This window comes from Thiohalorhabdus sp. (assembly GCF_036628635.1).
Classification (GTDB): Bacteria; Pseudomonadota; Gammaproteobacteria; order Thiohalorhabdales; family Thiohalorhabdaceae; genus Thiohalorhabdus.
Genome location: NZ_JAZKRM010000021.1, coordinates 29,199 through 45,491 on the forward strand (window position 1 = coordinate 29,199; position 16,293 = coordinate 45,491).

Annotated in this window: 20 protein-coding genes; 10 read left to right on the top strand and 10 right to left on the bottom strand. The window is 70.0% G+C overall.

Translation table 11 applies throughout. The features are described from left to right. The first annotated feature begins 5 nt into the window (after nucleotides 1-5). Complete coding sequence (locus tag V5A19_RS08570; protein WP_332319280.1) at nucleotides 6-584, top strand: YqaA family protein; 579 nt, start codon at nucleotides 6-8, stop codon at nucleotides 582-584. A gap of 8 nt (nucleotides 585-592) precedes the next feature. Here the strand turns inward: V5A19_RS08570 and V5A19_RS08575 are convergent, their stop codons facing one another. Next, a complete protein-coding gene (locus V5A19_RS08575) occupies nucleotides 593-1,645 on the bottom strand; it encodes a diguanylate cyclase domain-containing protein (RefSeq protein WP_332319279.1) in 1,053 nt (350 codons plus the stop codon). A gap of 187 nt (nucleotides 1,646-1,832) precedes the next feature. Here V5A19_RS08575 and V5A19_RS08580 point away from each other — a divergent pair, with 187 nt between their 5' ends. Further along, nucleotides 1,833-2,627: a M23 family metallopeptidase gene (locus V5A19_RS08580; RefSeq protein WP_332327758.1), complete on the top strand. Its 795-nt coding sequence runs from the start codon at nucleotides 1,833-1,835 to the stop codon at nucleotides 2,625-2,627. 83 nt (nucleotides 2,628-2,710) lie between these two features. On the opposite strand, the gene V5A19_RS08585 is transcribed toward V5A19_RS08580, so the two are convergent. From V5A19_RS08585 to V5A19_RS08600, 4 genes are read right to left on the bottom strand one after another with little or no spacing between them, the layout of a single operon-like run. Next, nucleotides 2,711-3,325: an SCO family protein gene (locus V5A19_RS08585; RefSeq protein WP_332319277.1), complete on the bottom strand. Its 615-nt coding sequence runs from the start codon at nucleotides 3,323-3,325 to the stop codon at nucleotides 2,711-2,713. Then, complete coding sequence (locus tag V5A19_RS08590) at nucleotides 3,322-3,753, bottom strand: copper chaperone PCu(A)C (protein WP_332319276.1); 432 nt, start codon at nucleotides 3,751-3,753, stop codon at nucleotides 3,322-3,324. The genes V5A19_RS08585 and V5A19_RS08590 overlap by 4 nt, the downstream gene beginning before the upstream one ends. Before the next feature lie 14 nt (nucleotides 3,754-3,767). Beyond that, nucleotides 3,768-3,956: a hypothetical protein gene (locus tag V5A19_RS08595; RefSeq protein WP_332319275.1), complete on the bottom strand. Its 189-nt coding sequence runs from the start codon at nucleotides 3,954-3,956 to the stop codon at nucleotides 3,768-3,770. A gap of 24 nt (nucleotides 3,957-3,980) precedes the next feature. After that, nucleotides 3,981-4,358 carry a YbaN family protein gene (locus V5A19_RS08600; protein ID WP_332319274.1) on the bottom strand — a complete coding sequence of 126 codons (378 nt, stop codon included), beginning with the start codon at nucleotides 4,356-4,358 and terminating at the stop codon, nucleotides 3,981-3,983. Between the two features lie 163 nt (nucleotides 4,359-4,521). Here V5A19_RS08600 and V5A19_RS08605 point away from each other — a divergent pair, with 163 nt between their 5' ends. The 4 genes from V5A19_RS08605 to V5A19_RS08620 all read left to right on the top strand — a co-directional run bounded on the left by V5A19_RS08605 (nucleotide 4,522) and on the right by V5A19_RS08620 (nucleotide 9,116). Then, the gene (locus tag V5A19_RS08605; protein WP_332319273.1) at nucleotides 4,522-5,322 is read left to right on the top strand and encodes a hypothetical protein; all 801 of its coding nucleotides are present in this window, start codon (nucleotides 4,522-4,524) and stop codon (nucleotides 5,320-5,322) included. Nucleotide 5,323: 1 nt separating this feature from the next. Next, nucleotides 5,324-6,367, top strand: a complete 1,044-nt coding sequence (locus V5A19_RS08610; protein WP_332327759.1) for an extracellular solute-binding protein — start codon at nucleotides 5,324-5,326, stop codon at nucleotides 6,365-6,367. Continuing rightward, nucleotides 6,364-7,866, top strand: a complete 1,503-nt coding sequence (locus V5A19_RS08615; RefSeq protein ID WP_332327760.1) for an ABC transporter permease — start codon at nucleotides 6,364-6,366, stop codon at nucleotides 7,864-7,866. Before V5A19_RS08610 ends, V5A19_RS08615 begins: the two co-directional genes overlap by 4 nt. A gap of 173 nt (nucleotides 7,867-8,039) precedes the next feature. Further along, nucleotides 8,040-9,116, top strand: coding sequence for an ABC transporter ATP-binding protein (locus V5A19_RS08620; protein ID WP_332319270.1), 1,077 nt, complete (start codon nucleotides 8,040-8,042; stop codon nucleotides 9,114-9,116). Nucleotides 9,117-9,142: 26 nt separating this feature from the next. Here the strand turns inward: V5A19_RS08620 and V5A19_RS08625 are convergent, their stop codons facing one another. After that, nucleotides 9,143-11,629 (bottom strand): molybdopterin cofactor-binding domain-containing protein, encoded by a 2,487-nt coding sequence (locus V5A19_RS08625; RefSeq protein WP_332319269.1) that lies wholly within the window; start codon nucleotides 11,627-11,629, stop codon nucleotides 9,143-9,145. A gap of 149 nt (nucleotides 11,630-11,778) precedes the next feature. Here V5A19_RS08625 and V5A19_RS08630 point away from each other — a divergent pair, with 149 nt between their 5' ends. Both V5A19_RS08630 and V5A19_RS08635 read left to right on the top strand, forming a co-directional pair. Further along, the gene (locus tag V5A19_RS08630) at nucleotides 11,779-12,036 is read left to right on the top strand and encodes a type II toxin-antitoxin system Phd/YefM family antitoxin (protein WP_332319268.1); all 258 of its coding nucleotides are present in this window, start codon (nucleotides 11,779-11,781) and stop codon (nucleotides 12,034-12,036) included. Next, nucleotides 12,020-12,406 carry a type II toxin-antitoxin system VapC family toxin gene (locus V5A19_RS08635; RefSeq protein WP_332319267.1) on the top strand — a complete coding sequence of 129 codons (387 nt, stop codon included), beginning with the start codon at nucleotides 12,020-12,022 and terminating at the stop codon, nucleotides 12,404-12,406. Before V5A19_RS08630 ends, V5A19_RS08635 begins: the two co-directional genes overlap by 17 nt. Nucleotides 12,407-12,590: 184 nt before the next feature. Here V5A19_RS08635 and V5A19_RS08640 read toward each other — a convergent pair whose 3' ends face one another. The 3 genes from V5A19_RS08640 to V5A19_RS08650 are packed head-to-tail and all read right to left on the bottom strand — an operon-like array spanning nucleotide 12,591 to nucleotide 14,254. Continuing rightward, nucleotides 12,591-13,484 (bottom strand): ERCC4 domain-containing protein, encoded by an 894-nt coding sequence (locus V5A19_RS08640; protein WP_332327761.1) that lies wholly within the window; start codon nucleotides 13,482-13,484, stop codon nucleotides 12,591-12,593. After that, the gene (locus tag V5A19_RS08645) at nucleotides 13,481-13,681 is read right to left on the bottom strand and encodes a hypothetical protein (protein WP_332319265.1); all 201 of its coding nucleotides are present in this window, start codon (nucleotides 13,679-13,681) and stop codon (nucleotides 13,481-13,483) included. Before V5A19_RS08645 ends, V5A19_RS08640 begins: the two co-directional genes overlap by 4 nt. 9 nt (nucleotides 13,682-13,690) lie before the next feature. Then, on the bottom strand, nucleotides 13,691-14,254 hold the full coding sequence (locus V5A19_RS08650) for a Uma2 family endonuclease (protein WP_332319264.1): 564 nt from the start codon (nucleotides 14,252-14,254) through the stop codon (nucleotides 13,691-13,693). Between the two features lie 475 nt (nucleotides 14,255-14,729). On the opposite strand from V5A19_RS08650, the gene V5A19_RS08655 reads away from it, so the two are divergent. Beyond that, entirely contained in the window at nucleotides 14,730-15,029 is a 300-nt protein-coding gene (locus V5A19_RS08655) for a nucleotidyltransferase domain-containing protein (protein ID WP_332319263.1), read from the top strand. After that, nucleotides 15,026-15,535: a hypothetical protein gene (locus V5A19_RS08660; RefSeq protein WP_332319262.1), complete on the top strand. Its 510-nt coding sequence runs from the start codon at nucleotides 15,026-15,028 to the stop codon at nucleotides 15,533-15,535. Before V5A19_RS08655 ends, V5A19_RS08660 begins: the two co-directional genes overlap by 4 nt. A 306-nt stretch (nucleotides 15,536-15,841) precedes the next feature. Here the strand turns inward: V5A19_RS08660 and V5A19_RS08665 are convergent, their stop codons facing one another. Next, on the bottom strand, nucleotides 15,842-16,249 hold the full coding sequence (locus tag V5A19_RS08665) for an ExbD/TolR family protein (protein ID WP_332319261.1): 408 nt from the start codon (nucleotides 16,247-16,249) through the stop codon (nucleotides 15,842-15,844). Nucleotides 16,250-16,293: the final 44 nt, after the last annotated feature.

Genomic DNA, 16,293 nt, shown 5'->3' on the forward strand with positions numbered 1-16,293 from the left:
GGCCCATGATCCGGCGTCTTCTCCGGTGGGCCCTGGAAAAGGCGGGACATCCCCGCGCCCCCGCCTGGCTGGGAGCGATCTCCTTCGCCGAGTCCTCCTTCTTCCCCATCCCCCCGGACGTCCTGCTCGCCCCCATGACCCTGGCCCGCCCCGAGCGGGGGTGGTACCTCGCCGCTCTGACCACCCTCACCTCGGTGGCGGGCGGTCTCCTGGGCTATCTGATCGGGGCTGTGCTGTATCAGGCGGTGGCGGCGCCGCTGCTTGAATTCTACGGGGCGGAGGGCGAATACCGGCGGGTGGTGGATTGGTTCGGCACCTACGGGGTGTGGGCGGTTTTCCTCGCGGGGCTCACGCCCATCCCCTACAAGGTGTTCACCATCGCCGCCGGCAGCCTGGCCATGCCGCTGCTGCCTTTTGTCGTGGGGTCCTTCGCGGGCCGCGGCCTGCGCTTTTTCGTCCTGGCCGGGATTATCCGCCTCGGCGGCGAGCGCCTGTATCGCCAAGTGGAGCGCTGGTCGCCCTTGCTGTTCTGGCTCGGGGTGGGCGGCATCGCCGCATTGGTGGGCTACGGTCTGCTGGGCTAGGTCGGCCTTTAACTGCCCCATTTGGATACGGCAAACCGGGCGGGAAGGCGGGTAAGGCGGTTGGGCGTCTGCTTAGGGACATCGGTGGCGGACACCTCGCAGGCCTCCAGGTAATCCTCGAAGCGAACCAGATTGATCTCGAAGTCCAGCAGGACGAAGACAAGGTTCGGGGTTACCCGGTTTGGGCCGTTGGCCTGAGGCAGAGCGCGCTTGAGGTAACGGTGGAGCCGGCGGGCCAGGGCAGCGGCCCCGCGGGAATCGGTCTGGAAGGGGACCACCAGCAGCTCCGTTTCCCCAAACCGGCATGCCAGATCGGGCAATCGCAGGTTCTCGCGAAGGACCCGGCCGGCCTGGGCCATCAGGTCCTCCCGCGCCTGCTCCTCGAGCTGGTCCAGACCCTGAAGGCCTATGAACAGGGGCAAGGGCATACCGCCATTGCGGGTGGTGCGCTCGAACTCTTCCCGCATTCGCTCCAAGAAATGGGCCCGGGTGTACAGCCCCGTATCTTCCTCCCGGATCCGCATTGCCTCTGCCTGCCGGGAAGCGGCCTCGTAATCCCAGGCAAGTCGGCTGTTCTCTTGGGCGGTTTCGTCCCGAATGCGAGCAAGCTCGGCGTTACGGGCTTGGAGCTCCGCCAGCTGGTGCTGGCTCTGCCTCAATTGGGTCGCCAGGTCACCCTCGCGGGCTTCGCTGTCCTCGAATGCCTCCAGCCTGCGCATGCGCACCAGGAAACCCCCCATCAGCAGAAGGGCGAGGGGGCCGATCAGTAGCTGCCCGCCGCGTACCCAATTCAGGGTCTCTGACGGGACCAGGGGGCCGGCGATCATGAGGGCACCGGTGGCCCCCAGGAAGAGAGCAAAGGCCCAGCCCACGCTGAAGCCGGAGAACAGGTCCTGACGGCGGCGGGTAAATGCAATCACGCCCCCGGCGAGGGCCAGGAACACAAAGCCGGCGAACCCGGCCTGCAGGGTTTCCCAGGACAGGCCCACTGCCTCAATCCGACTTGTCAGGTCCCTCACCAGGGCCGTCGCTGTTTCCTGCCATGGCATTAGCTCGTCCACACAGCCTCCCACTAGGCAAGGGGAAAGGTGAAACCAGTGCCATTGATACCAGGGCAAGAGGTCCTGGCCAAGCTGAGCGGCCATGCCAAGGCATCCCAAAAGGGCTGAATCCAGGAGCCGATTGCGGTAGGCTCGGGCAAAGCCCCCAGCCCGTCGGGTAGCGGATGACGGGCGCCAGGTACGCAACGTGGTCGAACCCAAGATTCGCCGCACCGCTATCCTCTGCCTTAGCGCCCTGCTGACCCTGTCGGGGTGCGGGGCGCCTCCCGTATACGCCCCCTCCTATCATGGCCCCACCCCCGAGCATTACCAGGTCCGCCGCGGTGATACCCTTTACAGCATCGGCCAGCGCTTCCACGTCGATCATCAGCGCATCATGCTCTGGAACGACATCCGCGATCCCCAGAATCTCCAGGTGGGCCAGCGGCTGCGCCTCCAGCCCCCCTCCGGCGATGACGGTAACACCGCCACGGAGGTCGCCACCAAGGGCGAGCCCCGAGTGGGAAAGGCCCGTGTGGGCGATGGCAGCGCGGGAACCGAGGGGGCCGAAGAGGGGGAGCGAGACCCGGCCGGGGGTGAGCGCGCCGAGGACGAGGGAACAGCTCCGAGCGGCTGGCGCTGGCCTCTGAAGGGGCGGATCATCAAACAGTTCGGGGGCGAGGGCCGGGACCGCAGCAACGGCATCGACATTGCTGCCGAAGCCGGGACCGAGATCCGTGCAGCCGCCGGCGGCAAAGTGGTCTATTCCGGCGACGGCCTCCGGGGCTATGGCAACCTGGTCATCATCCGCCACGGTGGGGGCTATATCACCACCTACGCCTATAACCGCGTGAATCTGGTGGCCGAGGATGACCGAGTCGCCAGCGGTGATGTGGTGGCGCGGGTGGGCCGGACGGGCACCGCCGACCGCGAGTCCCTCCACTTTGAGGTGCGGCGGCGCACCGAACCGGTGGATCCGCTCGAGGTGCTGCCGGCCCGCTAGGGCTGCGGCAGGTTGCCCCTGCCTCCCTTTGCTGCTTGTCGGATCAGTCCGTCCAAACGGGGAGAGGTCGATCTCACTTGCGGCTACAGAAGCTTTTCCAGGTCCGCGGCAAGCGCCTCCGGGGAGTCCGGCTCGCCGCCGCTGAGGCGGGCCAGCAGGCGGGCGCGGCCATCCGGGCCGAAGACGTAGACCTGGGACGGATGGGTCACCTCGTAGTCGGTGTCGTCCGGGCCTTCCCGCTGGCGCTCCACGTGGATGTGGTAGCGCTCCTTGAGCCGGTCGAAATCTTCGCCCCGGCCGAGGAGGCCCACCCCGCGGGGCAGGTGGAAGTTGGCCAGGTAGGAGCGCAGGCGCTCAGGGGTGTCGCGGTCGGGGTCCACGGTGACGAAGACAACCGTGGTGCGTTCGGCCTTGTCGGCAGGAAGCTGGCGCAGGGCCGCCTTGATGCGGCCGAGACTCATGGGGCAGGCGTCAGGGCAGTGGGTGTAGCCGAAATACAGCAGGACCGCCCGACCTCGGAAATCCTCGGCCGTTCGCACCTCGCCGTGGGTGTCGGTGATCCCGAGCTTGAGGTCGGGGACCTTGCCCGTGGCATCGGTGAGGTTGAAATCGGCTCGGTCTTCACCGCAGCCGGCAAGCAAGATCACCAGCAGCAGTACGACGGGGAAACGGGAAACCATGGGCCGGTTCGCCGTCATTCCGGTCCCTGGCTGTAGGGCGGCTCCACCGTGAACGCCGCATCCACGCTGGCGCCGTCGGCGAAGAGCAGGCTGAGGGTCATGGAATCGCCGACCTCCGGCGGCTCCTGGGGATCCATGAGCATCAGATGGAACCCGCCTGGGGCGAGCTCGCGGCTGTCGCCCGGAGTCACTGTTATGCCTTCCACGTGCGCCATGCGCGAGGTCCCACCCGATTCCACGCTCTCATGGAGCGTGATCCGCCCGTAGCGCGGCGATTTCGCCCCCACCAGCTCAACCGGGTCGTCGCCGCGGTTCTTGAGGGTCAGGTAGGCGGCCGAGGGACCGTCGCCGGGCACCAGACGGACCCAAGCGTCGCTGACCGCTACCGAATCCGCCAGAGCGGGTCCGGCGGTTAGCAGGATGGCGAGCAGCAGTAGCTTTGTCATAGCGGGACCTTTCGCTAAGGGTTGGCGTTCCCGGAATCGAAGCCTAGCACAGGTTGGCCTTGGTTCCGGCCCCGCGGCTCCAGCCGCCGCCATACCGGCAGCCCCAAGTGCTTCAGGCGGGCCACGCCCGGCCACCATCCGGCCACGTACAGCCCCGTGGTGACCACCAAGGCCCCGGCCAGAAAGCGCAGCCCCAGCGACACCCATTCCGGCCCGGCGCAAGCCGGTCAGGAACCGCCGGCTCGGGGCCGGGTGATCAGATAGGCACCCACGAGGGCAAGCACCACCCCCTGGACGGCCAAGGCCCATCCGGGCACCCCGGCTACCGCGGCGATGGCCAGGCTGGCGATCAGGGAGGCAACGGCCACCCCCTTGGCCCGGCGGGAAATGGCTCGGTGGCTCCACCAATCGTTTAGAACGGGGCCGAACCGGGGATGCTCGTGAAGCCAGCGGTTAGCCCGGTCGGAGCTGCGCGCGAAAGCCCAAGCGGCCACCAGCATGAAGGGGGTCGTCGGCAGCAGCGGCAGGAATACCCCCATGGTGCCTACGGCCACGCTGGACCAGCCGAAAAGATGCCAGAGCAGGCGCATGCTGGGTCCCATCATGGTGGCAAGGCTCCGGGAGTGGGACACGCTGCGGACGGCGGTATTCGTCTCCGGACCCGGCGGTTCCGGCACGGGAGCGGCCCCATTCGGAATGGGGGTTTACATTACGATGAAAATGAGTATTATTTGCGGTATAAAGACTTCAGTTCCGCGGAGGTGACGCATGCTGGGCAAATTCGACAATTGGGCCGCCCTGGCGGCCGGTTTGCTGCTCGGGGCCATTATGGCCCCGACGACGGCTGTCGCACATGGCGACGAGGGTGACCACGTGGCGGCCTTCCAGGACCACCTGGCCGATTATGAGGCCGACGTCGAGGAGCTGGCCAGTCGGCTTGACGAACTAGCCGAGCGCTACCGCCGGGAGGGCAAGGCCGGCAACGTGGCCGAGTTCGTTGCCGCCTGGGAGGAAGTCGAATACCACGCGGCGGTGGAGGCGGTGGCCACCCCGCTGTATCCGCCCATCTGGCAGGCCATCTCGGGGCTGCGCCAGGCGGTCAAGGACGGCGCCGATGCGGAGACGGTGCGGGCCCGGGCCGATGCTGTGGTGGCCGCCCTGCGCGAGGGTCTGGGCGGGCTCAAGCTCAAGGCCAGCATGCGCCGGGCCGGGGCCGAGGAGGGCACCGGCGACGGCGATACCGGACCGGCGGCCGCCTTCGACCGCATCCGGGACCATCTCGACGAAGCTGTGGCGGCCTACGACGAGGGCAATACCGAGAAGGCCAAGGATCTGGTCCGGGACGCTTATTTCAACAACTTCGAGGGCCTGGAGGGCGAGCTGATCGAGCAGGATCCAGCCCTGGTGACACGGCTGGAGGAGGCCTTCAATGCCGGCTTGCTGGGGCGGATCAACGACGGCGCCCCGGTCGGGGATGTTCGCGGCATGGTGGAGTCCATGAAGGAAGAGCTGGCGAAGGCGGAAACACGCCTGAAGGAGTCGGCCGACAGCAGCGGCGAGGTTTTCTAGCATGGAGCGGCGAGCCTTCCTCCAGGGCGCCACTGCCGTGGGGGTTCTCGGCGCCTCCGGTGTCGTGGCGGGTTGCTCCGACGGCGGCGGCGAGGCACCGCCGGCGCTGTCGGTAGACGACCTGCCGCCGCTGAGCGGGGATCTGACGGTCTATCTGGGCCGGGGCGAGGGCGGGCTGTACAGCCATGTCGTGGATGCCATCCGCGAGCGCAACCCGGATCTGAACCTATCGGTCCGGCGCGGGCCCTCTTCGGCCCTGGCCAACACCCTGGTGCAAGAGGCCGAGCGCGGCGGTGTCCGGGCGGACCTGTTCTGGTCCATCGACGCCAGCTCCCTGGGCCGGGTCATCGACCAGGGGCTGGCGCGACCGGTGCCGGCCGAGCTGCGTAACCGGATCCGCGAGCCGTTCCGGTTCGAGGCCATGGCCCCCGTGACGGGGCGGGTCCGGACGGTGGCCTACAACCCCGAGCAGGTGGATCCCGATGCCATCCCCGACGACATCATGGCCTTCGCCGACGCCGACTTCAGCGTGGGCTGGGCACCGGCCTACGGCGCCTTCCAGTCCTTCGTCACCGCCATGCGGGTGCTCGAAGGCGAGCAGGCCACGCTCCAATGGCTGCGGGCGATCAAGCCACGGGCCCGGGAATACGCCGGCGAGCTGGGGGCGGTCATGGCCACTGCCCAGGGCGATGTGGACGTGAGCCTGGCCAATCACTACTACACGCTGCGCCTGAAAGCGGGCAAGCCGGACGCCAACGTGGCCCTGACCCACACCCGCGGCGACGCCGGGGCCCTGGTCAACGCTTCCGGGGTAGCCCTGCTCGATGACAGCGACACGGCGACCAACTTCGTGCGCTACCTGCTCTCCCGCGAGGTGCAGTCCTACCTCGCCGAGGAGGCCTACGAGATCCCGCTGGTGCCCGGGGTGCCGGGGCCCGAGGGTCTGCCGTCGCTGGACAGCCTTCAGCCGCCGCGGATCGATCTGACCCGCCTGGGCGACATGGAGCCCACCCTCGACCTCATGCGCCGTGCCGGGGTGTTATGAGGCGGGTCTCGGCGGTCCATGCCCTGAGCGTCCTGGTGGCGGCGGCGGCGCTGCTGCCGGTGGTGGTGCTGGTGGGCATGGCCGTGGGCGCCGATGCCGGGCTGGGCGCGCGCACGTTGGGCGTGGCGGTGAATACCCTGCTGTTGACCGGGCTGACCGTGGTGGGCGCCACCCTGATCGGCGTGCCATTGGCCTTCTTCACGGTCTACACCGATCTGCCCGGGCGCGGGCTGTGGACCGGCTTGCTGGCGGCACCCCTGGCGGTGCCAAGCTACCTGGGCGCGTTCGCCTACTTCGCGGCCTTCGGCCCCGGCGGCGAGCTCCAGGATCTCACCGGCCTGCCGCTGCCGCGGGTTGACGGTCTGGCCGGGGCGGTGCTGGTGATGACCCTGTACACCTATCCCTTCGTCCTGCTCGCCACCCGCGCTGCCCTGCGCAATCTGGACGCGAGCATGCTGGAGGCGGCGCGGACCCTGGGTATGCCGCTGCGCTCGGGCCTGATCCGGGTGGTGCTGCCACGAGTGGCCAACAGCATCGCCGCCGGGGCCCTGCTGGTGGCGCTGTACACCCTGTCCGATTTCGGTACGCCCGCGATCATGCGCCTGGACACCTTCACCCGGGTGATCTTCGTCGAGTACAACGCCTTCGGCCTGGACCGGGCGGCGCTGTTGTCCCTGGTCCTGCTGGCGCTGGTGGCGGTGGTGCTGTTCCTGGAATCGCGGGTGGGCTCGGTGCGCGAGAGCCCGGGACGCCCGCCGCGGCTGCCCCTGGGCCGACGGGGCAAGGCGGCGGCCCTGATCGGGGTGGCGGCGGTGCTGGCCCTGGCCATCGGGCTGCCGGTGGGGGTGTTCGGGGCCTGGCTGGTGCGCGAGGGCGGCGCCGCCTTCGATCCGGCTATCCTGGTCAACTCCGCCACCGCCTCGGTGCTGGCCGCACTGGCGGCGGTGGTGGCGGCCCTGCCGGTGGCCTACGCCGCCACCACGGGCCGCCTGGGTCGGCTGCTGGAGCGGGCCGCCTACGTGGGCTTTGGGGTGCCCGGTATCGTCCTGGGAACCGCCCTGGTGGTGGTGGGTCTGAACCTGGACTTCCTGTACCAGACCCTGGCCCTGCTGGTGTTCGCCTACGTGGTGCGCTTCCTGCCGCTGGCGGTGGGCAACATCCGGGCGCCGCTGGAGCGCGCCGAGGGCGGTCTGGTGGGGGCGGCGCGGTCGCTAGGGGCGCCGCCGGGCGAGGCCTTCCGGCGGGTGACCCTGCCGCTGATCCTGCCGGGGCTGCTGGCGGCGGCGGCACTGGTATTCCTGGAGGCCATGCGCGAGCTGCCGGCGACCCTGCTGCTGCGGCCCACCGGCTTTGAGACCCTGGCCACCCACCTGTGGCAGGTCTACGAGGCCGGCTACTTCGGCCGCGCCGCGGTGCCCGCCTCCCTGCTGGTGGTGGTGTCCGGGTTGGCGGTGGTGGTCATGCTCCGGGGCGAGCGCCGCCGGACCGAGCTGATCTGAAATTGGCTATCCGGTTGGGTCAGAAAGCATGCCGGAATTCGGGCTCGATTCCTGTGGGAGCGGCCATTGGCCGCGACAAGTAGGGCCTCCGATCCCGGTCGGGGCTGGTAGCCCCTCCCACCAGCACCTTCCCTGAATGAGGCGGATAGCCAATTATTTGAAAGGACGAGGTAATGATGGAGATCGACAACCTCCACGTGGCCTACGCCGACGAAGCCGCGGTCCGGGACCTGAGCCTGACCGTGGCCCCGGGGGAGATCGTCACCCTGCTCGGGCCCACGGGCTGCGGCAAGACCACCACCCTGCGCGTGGTCGCCGGTCTGGAGACGCCCAACGCCGGCACCGTCCGCATCGGCGGCCGCACCGTGAACGGCGCCACCTTCGTGCCGCCGGAGCAGCGCCGCACCGGGCTGGTGTTCCAGGACTTCGCCCTGTTCCCCCACCTGACCGCGGCCCAGAACGTGGGCTTCCGGCTTAAGCGCACCGACCCGGTGGACCACTGGCTGGAATGGCTGGGCCTGGCCGATCAGCGCGATGCCTACCCCGCGGCCCTGTCGGGCGGGCAGAAGCAGCGGGTGGCCCTGGCGCGCTCGCTGGCCCATCAGCCTCACCTGGTTCTGCTCGACGAGCCGCTGTCCAATCTCGACGCCTCGCTCAAGGACAGCCTGCGCTGGGAGATCCGCAAGGCCCTCAAGGAGGCCGGCGTGCCCGCCATCTGGGTCACCCACGACCAATCAGAGGCCCTGTCGGTGGGCGACCGGGTGGGGATCATGCGGGCCGGCACCCTGGAGCAGATCGCCGCCCCCGAGACCTGCTTCCGGGAGCCGCTCAGCCGCTTCGTGGCCGAGTTCCTGGGCGAGGCCTCCTTCCTCCCCGGCCGGGCCGGCAGCGGCGCGGTGGACACGCCCATCGGCCGGGCCGAGGGCGGGGCGGCCGAGGGCCCGGTGTCGGTGCTGGTGCGCCCCGACGACCTGGCCCTGGCCACGGCCGCCGACGGCAACGGCCGGATCGCCTGGACCCGCTACGAGGGCGGCACCCGCCTGTTCGGCGTCGACCTGGAATGCGGCGCCTGCGTGCGCATCCGCACCAACCACCAGATCCACCATGACCCCGGCGAACGGGTTGCCGTGACCATCGATGCCGGCCATCCCCTGGCCCTGTTCCCCCTGGCCGAGGAAGGGGAGGGCGCTGCCCCGGTTTCCCCGGCCGCGGTCGCCGACCCCGTCGCCGGTTCCATGACCTCTCTGTAGAAGCGGCTACCAGCCGCGACCCCTGCCTAGTCCGCACCCACCCGAAGACGCCCCTCGCCGTCGAGCAGCGGCAGCGACCGCAGCCGCCGCCCGGTGGCCGCCGCCACCGCGTTGGCCAGGGCCGGGGCCAAGGGCGGCACCCCGGGCTCGCCCACGCCGCCGAGCTCGGCGTCGCTCTCCACGATAGCCACCTCCACCACCGGCATGTCGGGATAGGCGACGATGGGCTCGTCGGCGAAGGTGGCCTCCACGGTGGCACCGCCGGCGAAGGTGATGGCGCCGTGGAGCGTCGCGGACAGGGCCCAGGCCACCGCGCCCTCGATCTGGGCGCGGATGCCTTCGGGATTGATGGCCCGCCCGCAGTCGATGGCGGCGCTCACCCGGGGCACCTCCAGGCTCCCGTCCTCGGCCAACCGCACCTCCGCCACCTCGGCGACGATGGAGCCAAAGCACTCGTACACCGCCAGCCCCTGATGGGTGCCGGCCACCGGCCGGCCCCAGCCGGCGCGCTCGGCGGCGGCCTCCACCACGGCCCGGTGGCGGGGGGCCTCGGCTAGGTTGGCCAGGCGGAAGTCGAGGGGATCCATGCCCGTCGTGGCCGCCAGCTCGTCGATGAACGACTCGATGGCGAAGGCGTTGTTGGAGGCCTCCACCGAGCGCCAGGAGCCGCAGGGGACGCCGGGGTTCTCCCGCACCCGCTCCTCGCGGTAATGGGCCGGGGCGTAGGGCATGCGCACCCCGCCCAGGGCCATGCGGTCCCCGGCGAGGCGCAGCCACCAGGCATCCAGCCGGCCGGCATCGTCGAGGGTCGCCCGCAGGTGGACGGCGTGGCCGGGGCGGTAGAAATCGTGACGGGTGTCGTCGGCCCGGGTCCAAAGCACCTTCACCGGCGCCTCGACCGCCCGGGCCACGGTCACGGCCTCGTGGACGAAGTCAGTCTCCAGGCGCCGGCCGAAGGCGCCGCCCATGCCGGTGGTGTGGATGCGCACCCGGTCCTCGGGAAGCCCCGCCGCCTCGGCGGCGGCCGCCCGGGCGTCGCCCTGGGCCTGGGTGCCGGTCCACACGTCACACCCGTCCGGGGCCACCTCGGCGGTGGCGTCCAGGGGTTCCATGGCCATGTGGGCGAGGAAGGGGGTGTGGTAGACGGCCTCGGGGGCGTCGCCGGGCAGGGCGGCCGCGGCGTCGCCCCAGGCCGCCTGCACCTCGCCGGGCCGCTCCAGGGCGGCCTCCAGGCCGCGCCGAATGGCGGCGCTGTCCAGATCGGCATTGGGGCCAGGGTCCCAGTCGGCGTCGATGCCGTCGCGGGCGGCCTCGGCTGCGGGGAAGTCATCGGCGAGCACGGCCACCCCTTGGGGCAGGGCGACGGCTTGGCGGAAGCCGGCCACCTGATCGGCGCCGTTGAGCCGATAATCCCGCAGCCGGCCCCCGTGGACCGGGCAGCGCAACACCACCGCCACCTGCATGCCGGGCCGGACCAGGTCCTGGCCGTACACGGTCTCCCCTCGTACCAGTTCCGCGGCGTCCAGCCTCGGCGCCGAGGTGCCCAGCAGGCGGAACCGCTCCGGGGGCTTCAGCGTCGGCTCCTGGGGCGCCGGCAGGGCCGCGGCGCGGGCGGCCAGGTCGCCGTAGGCCGCCTCCCGGCCGGTGGCGTCGTGGACCACGTGGCCGGCCTCCGCATAGCAGTCCTCGACATGGACGCCCCAGGCCGCGGCCGCGGCCCGGACCAAGACCTCCCGTGCGGCGGCGCCCGCCCGGCGGAAGCGGTCGAAGGAGCCGCGCACCGAGGTGCTGCCGCCTGTGGTTTGGTGGCCGAACATGGGATTGGCGTAAGTGGGATCGGCGGGCCCGTGCTCGGTGCGTACGTGGCCCAGGTCCACCTCCAGCTCCTCCGCCGCTGCCATGGCCAGACCGGTGTGGGCCCCCTGGCCCATCTCCGAGCGACCGATGGTGACGGTAACGCTGCTGTCGGCGTGGATCCGGATCCAGGGATTCAGCACCGCACCGGCGTCGGGGGCATCGGCGATGCCCAAGGTGCCAGGGACTGCCTCGGGCACGCCGTCGCGGGCGTAGTCGGCCGCCCGCAGGGCGGCGCGGTGGATGCGGGGATAGGTGCCGCAGCGGCACAGCACGTGCCGGAAGGTGGCGTCGAGGGCGGTGTCATCGGGGGCCGGGTCCCGGATCAGCAGCGCTGCCGCGGCCATGACCTGGGCCGGCTGGCAGAAGCCGCACTGGGGTACCTGCTCGTCGATCCAGGCCCGGATTACGGGGTTGTAGGGATCGGCGGCCAGGGCCTCGATGGTGGTCACCGAGCGCCGGGCGCACTCGCCCAGGGTGGTGGTGCAGGCGGGGACCGGCTCGCCGTCGAGGTGGACGGCGCAGCTGCCGCACTTGCCCACGCCGCAGCCGTACTTGGTGCCGGTCAGCCCCAGATCCTCGCGCAGGGCCCACAGCAGGGGGTGGTCGTGCGGCCGGTCGAGGGTGCGCGGCTCGCCGTTGACAGTCAGCTCTATCACGGGGGACCTCTCGTTGGAACCGATGGTCCTCCATTATTGATCGGAAAGGCTCGGGCCGTCACCGGGCGACCCGCGGTTATTGGAGTGGCTTGACCCAGCTGATTTTCGGGCTTAGTTTACTAAACTAAACCAAAAGCCCGAGGCCCGTGATGGAGATAATCAATATCCATGAGGCCAAGACCCGGCTGTCCCAGCTTCTGGAAGAGGTGCAGCGGGGCAAGCCCTTCATCATCGCCAAGGCCGGCAAGCCCATCGCCCGGGTGACCAGCATGGAGGCCCCGGAGCCGGACCGGGCCAAGCGGGTGGGGTTCCTGGCCGGACAGATCGAGGTCCCGGAGGATTTCGATCGGATGGGGGAGGAGGCGATCCTGGCCATGTTCGGGGAGGACGATGCACCTCCTCCTTGATACCCATGTGCTGCTCTGGGCCGCCGGCATGCCGGACCGGCTCCCTGACCAGGCGCGATCGCTGATCGAGGATCCGGGCAACGCCCTGCTGTTCAGCGCGGCCAGCCTCTGGGAGATCACCATCAAGCGGGGGCTGGGCCGCTCCGATTTCCGGGTTGAGCCGGAGGTGCTGCGGCGCGGGCTGCTGGAGCACGGCTACGAGGAGGTGGCCATAACCGGCACCCACGCCATGGCCGTCGGCTACCTTCCGCCCATCCACAAGGACCCCTTCGACCGCGTCCTGGTTGCCCAGGCGGAGTCCGAGGGAATGCTCCTGCTGACCGCGGACGACGCGGTGGCCCGCTATCCCGGGCCGATCCGGAGGGTTTGATGGGTAATGACGGCGAGGGCTGTCATCGAAAGGCCCGCCAGGGGCCGTGGCCGTCATTGCGAGAGCCCGTAAGGGCTCGCGGCAATCTCTCGACCATGCCCCCCTTCGGCAGATCGCGACGCAACGCTCGCAATGGCGGCGAGGGCTGTCATCGCGAGGCCCCGAGCCGAAGCGATGCCCCGGCTCAGGAAGCCCCGCCATCCCCGTCCCCCTCCAGGCACACCCACTCCGCTCCCCGGCCCTGCCCCTCGCGGCGGAGGCGGCCCTCGTCGCGCAGGCGGTGCAGCACCGCCCGCAGCTGCTGGGCCGACCGGTCCGGGAAGCGGGTGCGCAGCATGGCCATGGTGAAGCGCTCTGGCCTCTCCTGCAGCACCTCCCGGCGGACTGCCAGCTGGGTGCCGCCGGTGGCCTGGGCCGGGGTGTAGCGCGCCTGGGCCTCGGCCACGCCCGCCGGGGCCGCGTCGGCGAGGCGGGCGGCCACGGCGCGAAACAGGCCGTGGGCCCACTCGTTGGCCTGCTTGCGGTTGCCGGCGAAGACCACCGGCAGGGACGGATGCATGGCCTGGATCTCGGCCAGGGCCCGCGCCACGTGGGCGGCGGGCCAGGGCGCCACCCGCTCGGGCTCGAGGAAGTGGCCGTAGGGGGCCTCGATCACCAGGGCGGGGTGGGGGTAGGTGGCCAGCTCGGCGAGCTGCTGGTGGAGGATCTGGATCTGACCCAGGTCGTCGAGGAGGTTGCTGAAGGTCTTGCGCTCCACCACGGCCTGGATCTGGTCCCCCTGGTGGAGGGCGTACTCGCCGGCCGGCAGGGTCTCGCGTCGGGTCTCGGCGCCGGCGAAGCGCCAGGGGTAGCGTTCCGCCCGGTCGATGAGCACCTCCAGCCGATAGTCGCCGAACAGCTGGGTGCGGCCCCGGGTGGGGTGGCCCTTCATCGCCTCCTGGGTGCGGAAGAAGATCTGCTCGTAGTGGCCGGGCCGGTTCTTGTAGGCCTTGGTCAAAAACAGGAAGTCGCAGCGGCGCTGCCGGGGGCGGTCGAGGGTGAGGGCGAGCTTCTTGCCCAGGCGCTGCAGCGAGGTCACGGTAACCCGCTCCAGCTCCTCAGGGGCTCATCCGGATCCGGCGGGGCCTGCTCGCGAAGGCAGAACACGTTGCCCTTGGGCCCGGGCCAGCGCTCCTTGGCGCGCAGGGCCAGGGCCACCTCGCTGTCGGATTCCAGGGTGATGCGGTAGGGGAACTTGGGGTCGGCGGTCTGCTGGATCCGCCAGATGGTGGCCATGGCCTGCCCCTACCGCCACAGATCGGCCACGCGGAAGCCGGCCTCGGGGAAGGGGTCGGTGTCCACCAGATCCTCCCCGCTGTAGGTGCCTACCAGGGTCCATTCCCCCTCCTGCAAGGCGTAGGCCTCCAGAGACTGCTCCCGGGGATCCACCAGCCAGGCGTGGGCCACCCGGTAGCGGGCGTAGACCGGTATCTTGACCTCCCGGGCCTTGCTGGCGCTGGCAGGAGACAGGATCTCGCAGACCCAGTCAGGGACCACCTCGAAGCGCTGGTCCTGGGGCAGCGCGGGCATGCGCTCGCGCCGCCAGCCGGCCAGATCCGGGATCAGGATCTCGCTGTCCCGAATGAAGTGAACCTCCGGCTCGTCGATGATCCACCAGCCGCCGGGTCCGCCGTGGCCGCGACTGTAACGGTTCCCCAGGTCGATACCCAGGTTCGATCCGGCGAGGGCGTGCGGTCCCGAAGGACGGGGCTGGGTGTGCATCTGGCCGCCGATGATCTCGCCGGTAACGCCCTCGGGCAGGGCCTCGATGGCCTCGTAGAGGGTATGGGGACGGGCGGGATGGGCCATGACCGACTCCTGGGCGCGGATGCCTTGGGGGCATTGTAGCGCGCCGATCCGGAGCGAGCCGAACCGAACGAGTTGGGGAATAGGGTTATCCGGTTCGGTCAGGAAGGATGCCGATTTGGGTCCCGAGTCCTGTGGGAGCGGCCATTGGCCGCGACAGGAAGGGGCTCCGATCCCAGTCGGGGCTGGTAGCCCCTCCCACAAGCACCATCCGAGAATCAGGCGGATAGCCGATTTGGGAAATACCAGCTTCAGGGGGGTGTCCGACGCGATCACCAGCCTCGACCCGGGCCCAAAGCGCGGCTCCTTTTGGGAGATTGTTTCGCGGTGCCCGCAATGACGGGCTGTCATCGCGAGGGCCGTAAAGGCCTGCTGTGGCTAAGTGGGAAGGGCACGCCCACGCTTCTCCTCCGGGGGCGATTGCCTTACGCTTGCTGGAGTTACGCTGTTAATCATGGATAACCGCCGGGAGCCATCCATGCGCCTCGCCCCCCACCAGGTCCAAACCATCAAAGGGGAGGTCCACAGCCTTCTCGGAGAGGATGCTCGGGTCTGGCTGTTCGGCTCCCGCGCGGATGACGCTGCTCGCGGGGGGGATATCGACCTTTTCGTGGAAACCGACCGGCCCATCGCCAACCGGGCCGAGACGGCCAGTCGGCTGGCCGCCCGCCTTCAGCTGCGATTGGGCGATCAGCGCATCGATGTGGTCCTCGTGGATCCCCAAACCCAGGCCCAGCCCATCCATTCAGCCGCCAAGGAGACGGGAGTACCGCTTTGACGGGCCAAGGGGCGGAGCGGCTGTTGTGGCTGCTGGAAGTGACCGAGCACGAAGGCCGCCACCTTCTGCAAACCACTGAGCGGCTGTTCGTGCAAACTTTGGACATGGAGTGGTATGCGGCGCTGGAAACCGACCCCGACCTGGCAGAGCGGGTGGACGCCTTTTCCGCGCGTTTCGGTCGGATGCAGGACACCATCGGCGACCGATTGGTGCCGGAGTTGCTGCGCCAGCTCCTTGAGCAGCCCGGTAGTGCCCTCGATAACCTTCAGCGCCTGGAAAAGCTCGGGCTGCTTGCGTCGGCCGAGGAGTGGGTGGAGGCGCGGAACCTGCGCAACCAGCTGGTGCATGAATACATGCGGGATCCCGCCGTTTTCCTGCAGGCCCTGGAGCGGGCCCGCCAGCTCGTGCTGCTGCTGGTAGGAACCTATAACGCCATTTTGGCCTATGCCCGAGACCGGATCCCCGCGGTCGAGGGTTCCGACCGAAGCCCATTGCCGAACGCCTGAGGTTGGGTTGGTCCCGACTAGGTCCCGAAGGCAGGGGCAATCCCTTGCCGGCCTCGCTGGCGCCGCCCATGCCGATGGGTGTCATCGCGAGCCCCGCCACTAAGCCTTCCCGTGAGCTGGGGCTTAGGCACGGTCCCGTAGGGGCTTAGCGGCGGGACGCGGCAATCTCCGGATCGGAGCTTCGGTCGAGCAATGGCCCCGGCTACCCGAAGGGCGGCTCGGTACTAGGCAGGGGCGCTCGCCAGGCCGGAATCCAGAAATCATCACTGCGGACCGCGGCGACTCCCCCGATGCCCAAACCCCGTCTCACGGGGCCCTGGTCCGGAAGGCCAGCCGCGCCACCCCCGCCTCCCGGATACGCGCCAAAAGCTTCGCCACCTCGCCGTAGGGCACTGCCTCATCGGCGCTCAGCCGCACCACCAGCTCCGGAGCTTCGGCCTGGCGCCGGGCCAGGCGCTCGGCGGCCTTGGCCGCCGAAACGGGCTCGCCGTCCAGGGACAGGCCGCCGCCGGCGGCCAGGGTCAGGTCGGCGACCACCGGCTCCGCCGACGGCGCCGCCTCGGCCTGCGGCAGGTCCACCCGCAGGGCCTGGGCGAACAGCGGCGCCATGACGATGAAGATCACCAGCAGCACCAGCATCACGTCCACCAGGGGCGTGACGTTGATGTCGCTGATGGGCTCGCCGGGGTCGCCGGGCTGCTGTCCGAAGGCCATGGAATCCTCCCGGGGACCTCAGTCCTCCGCCTCGGCCTCGCGCA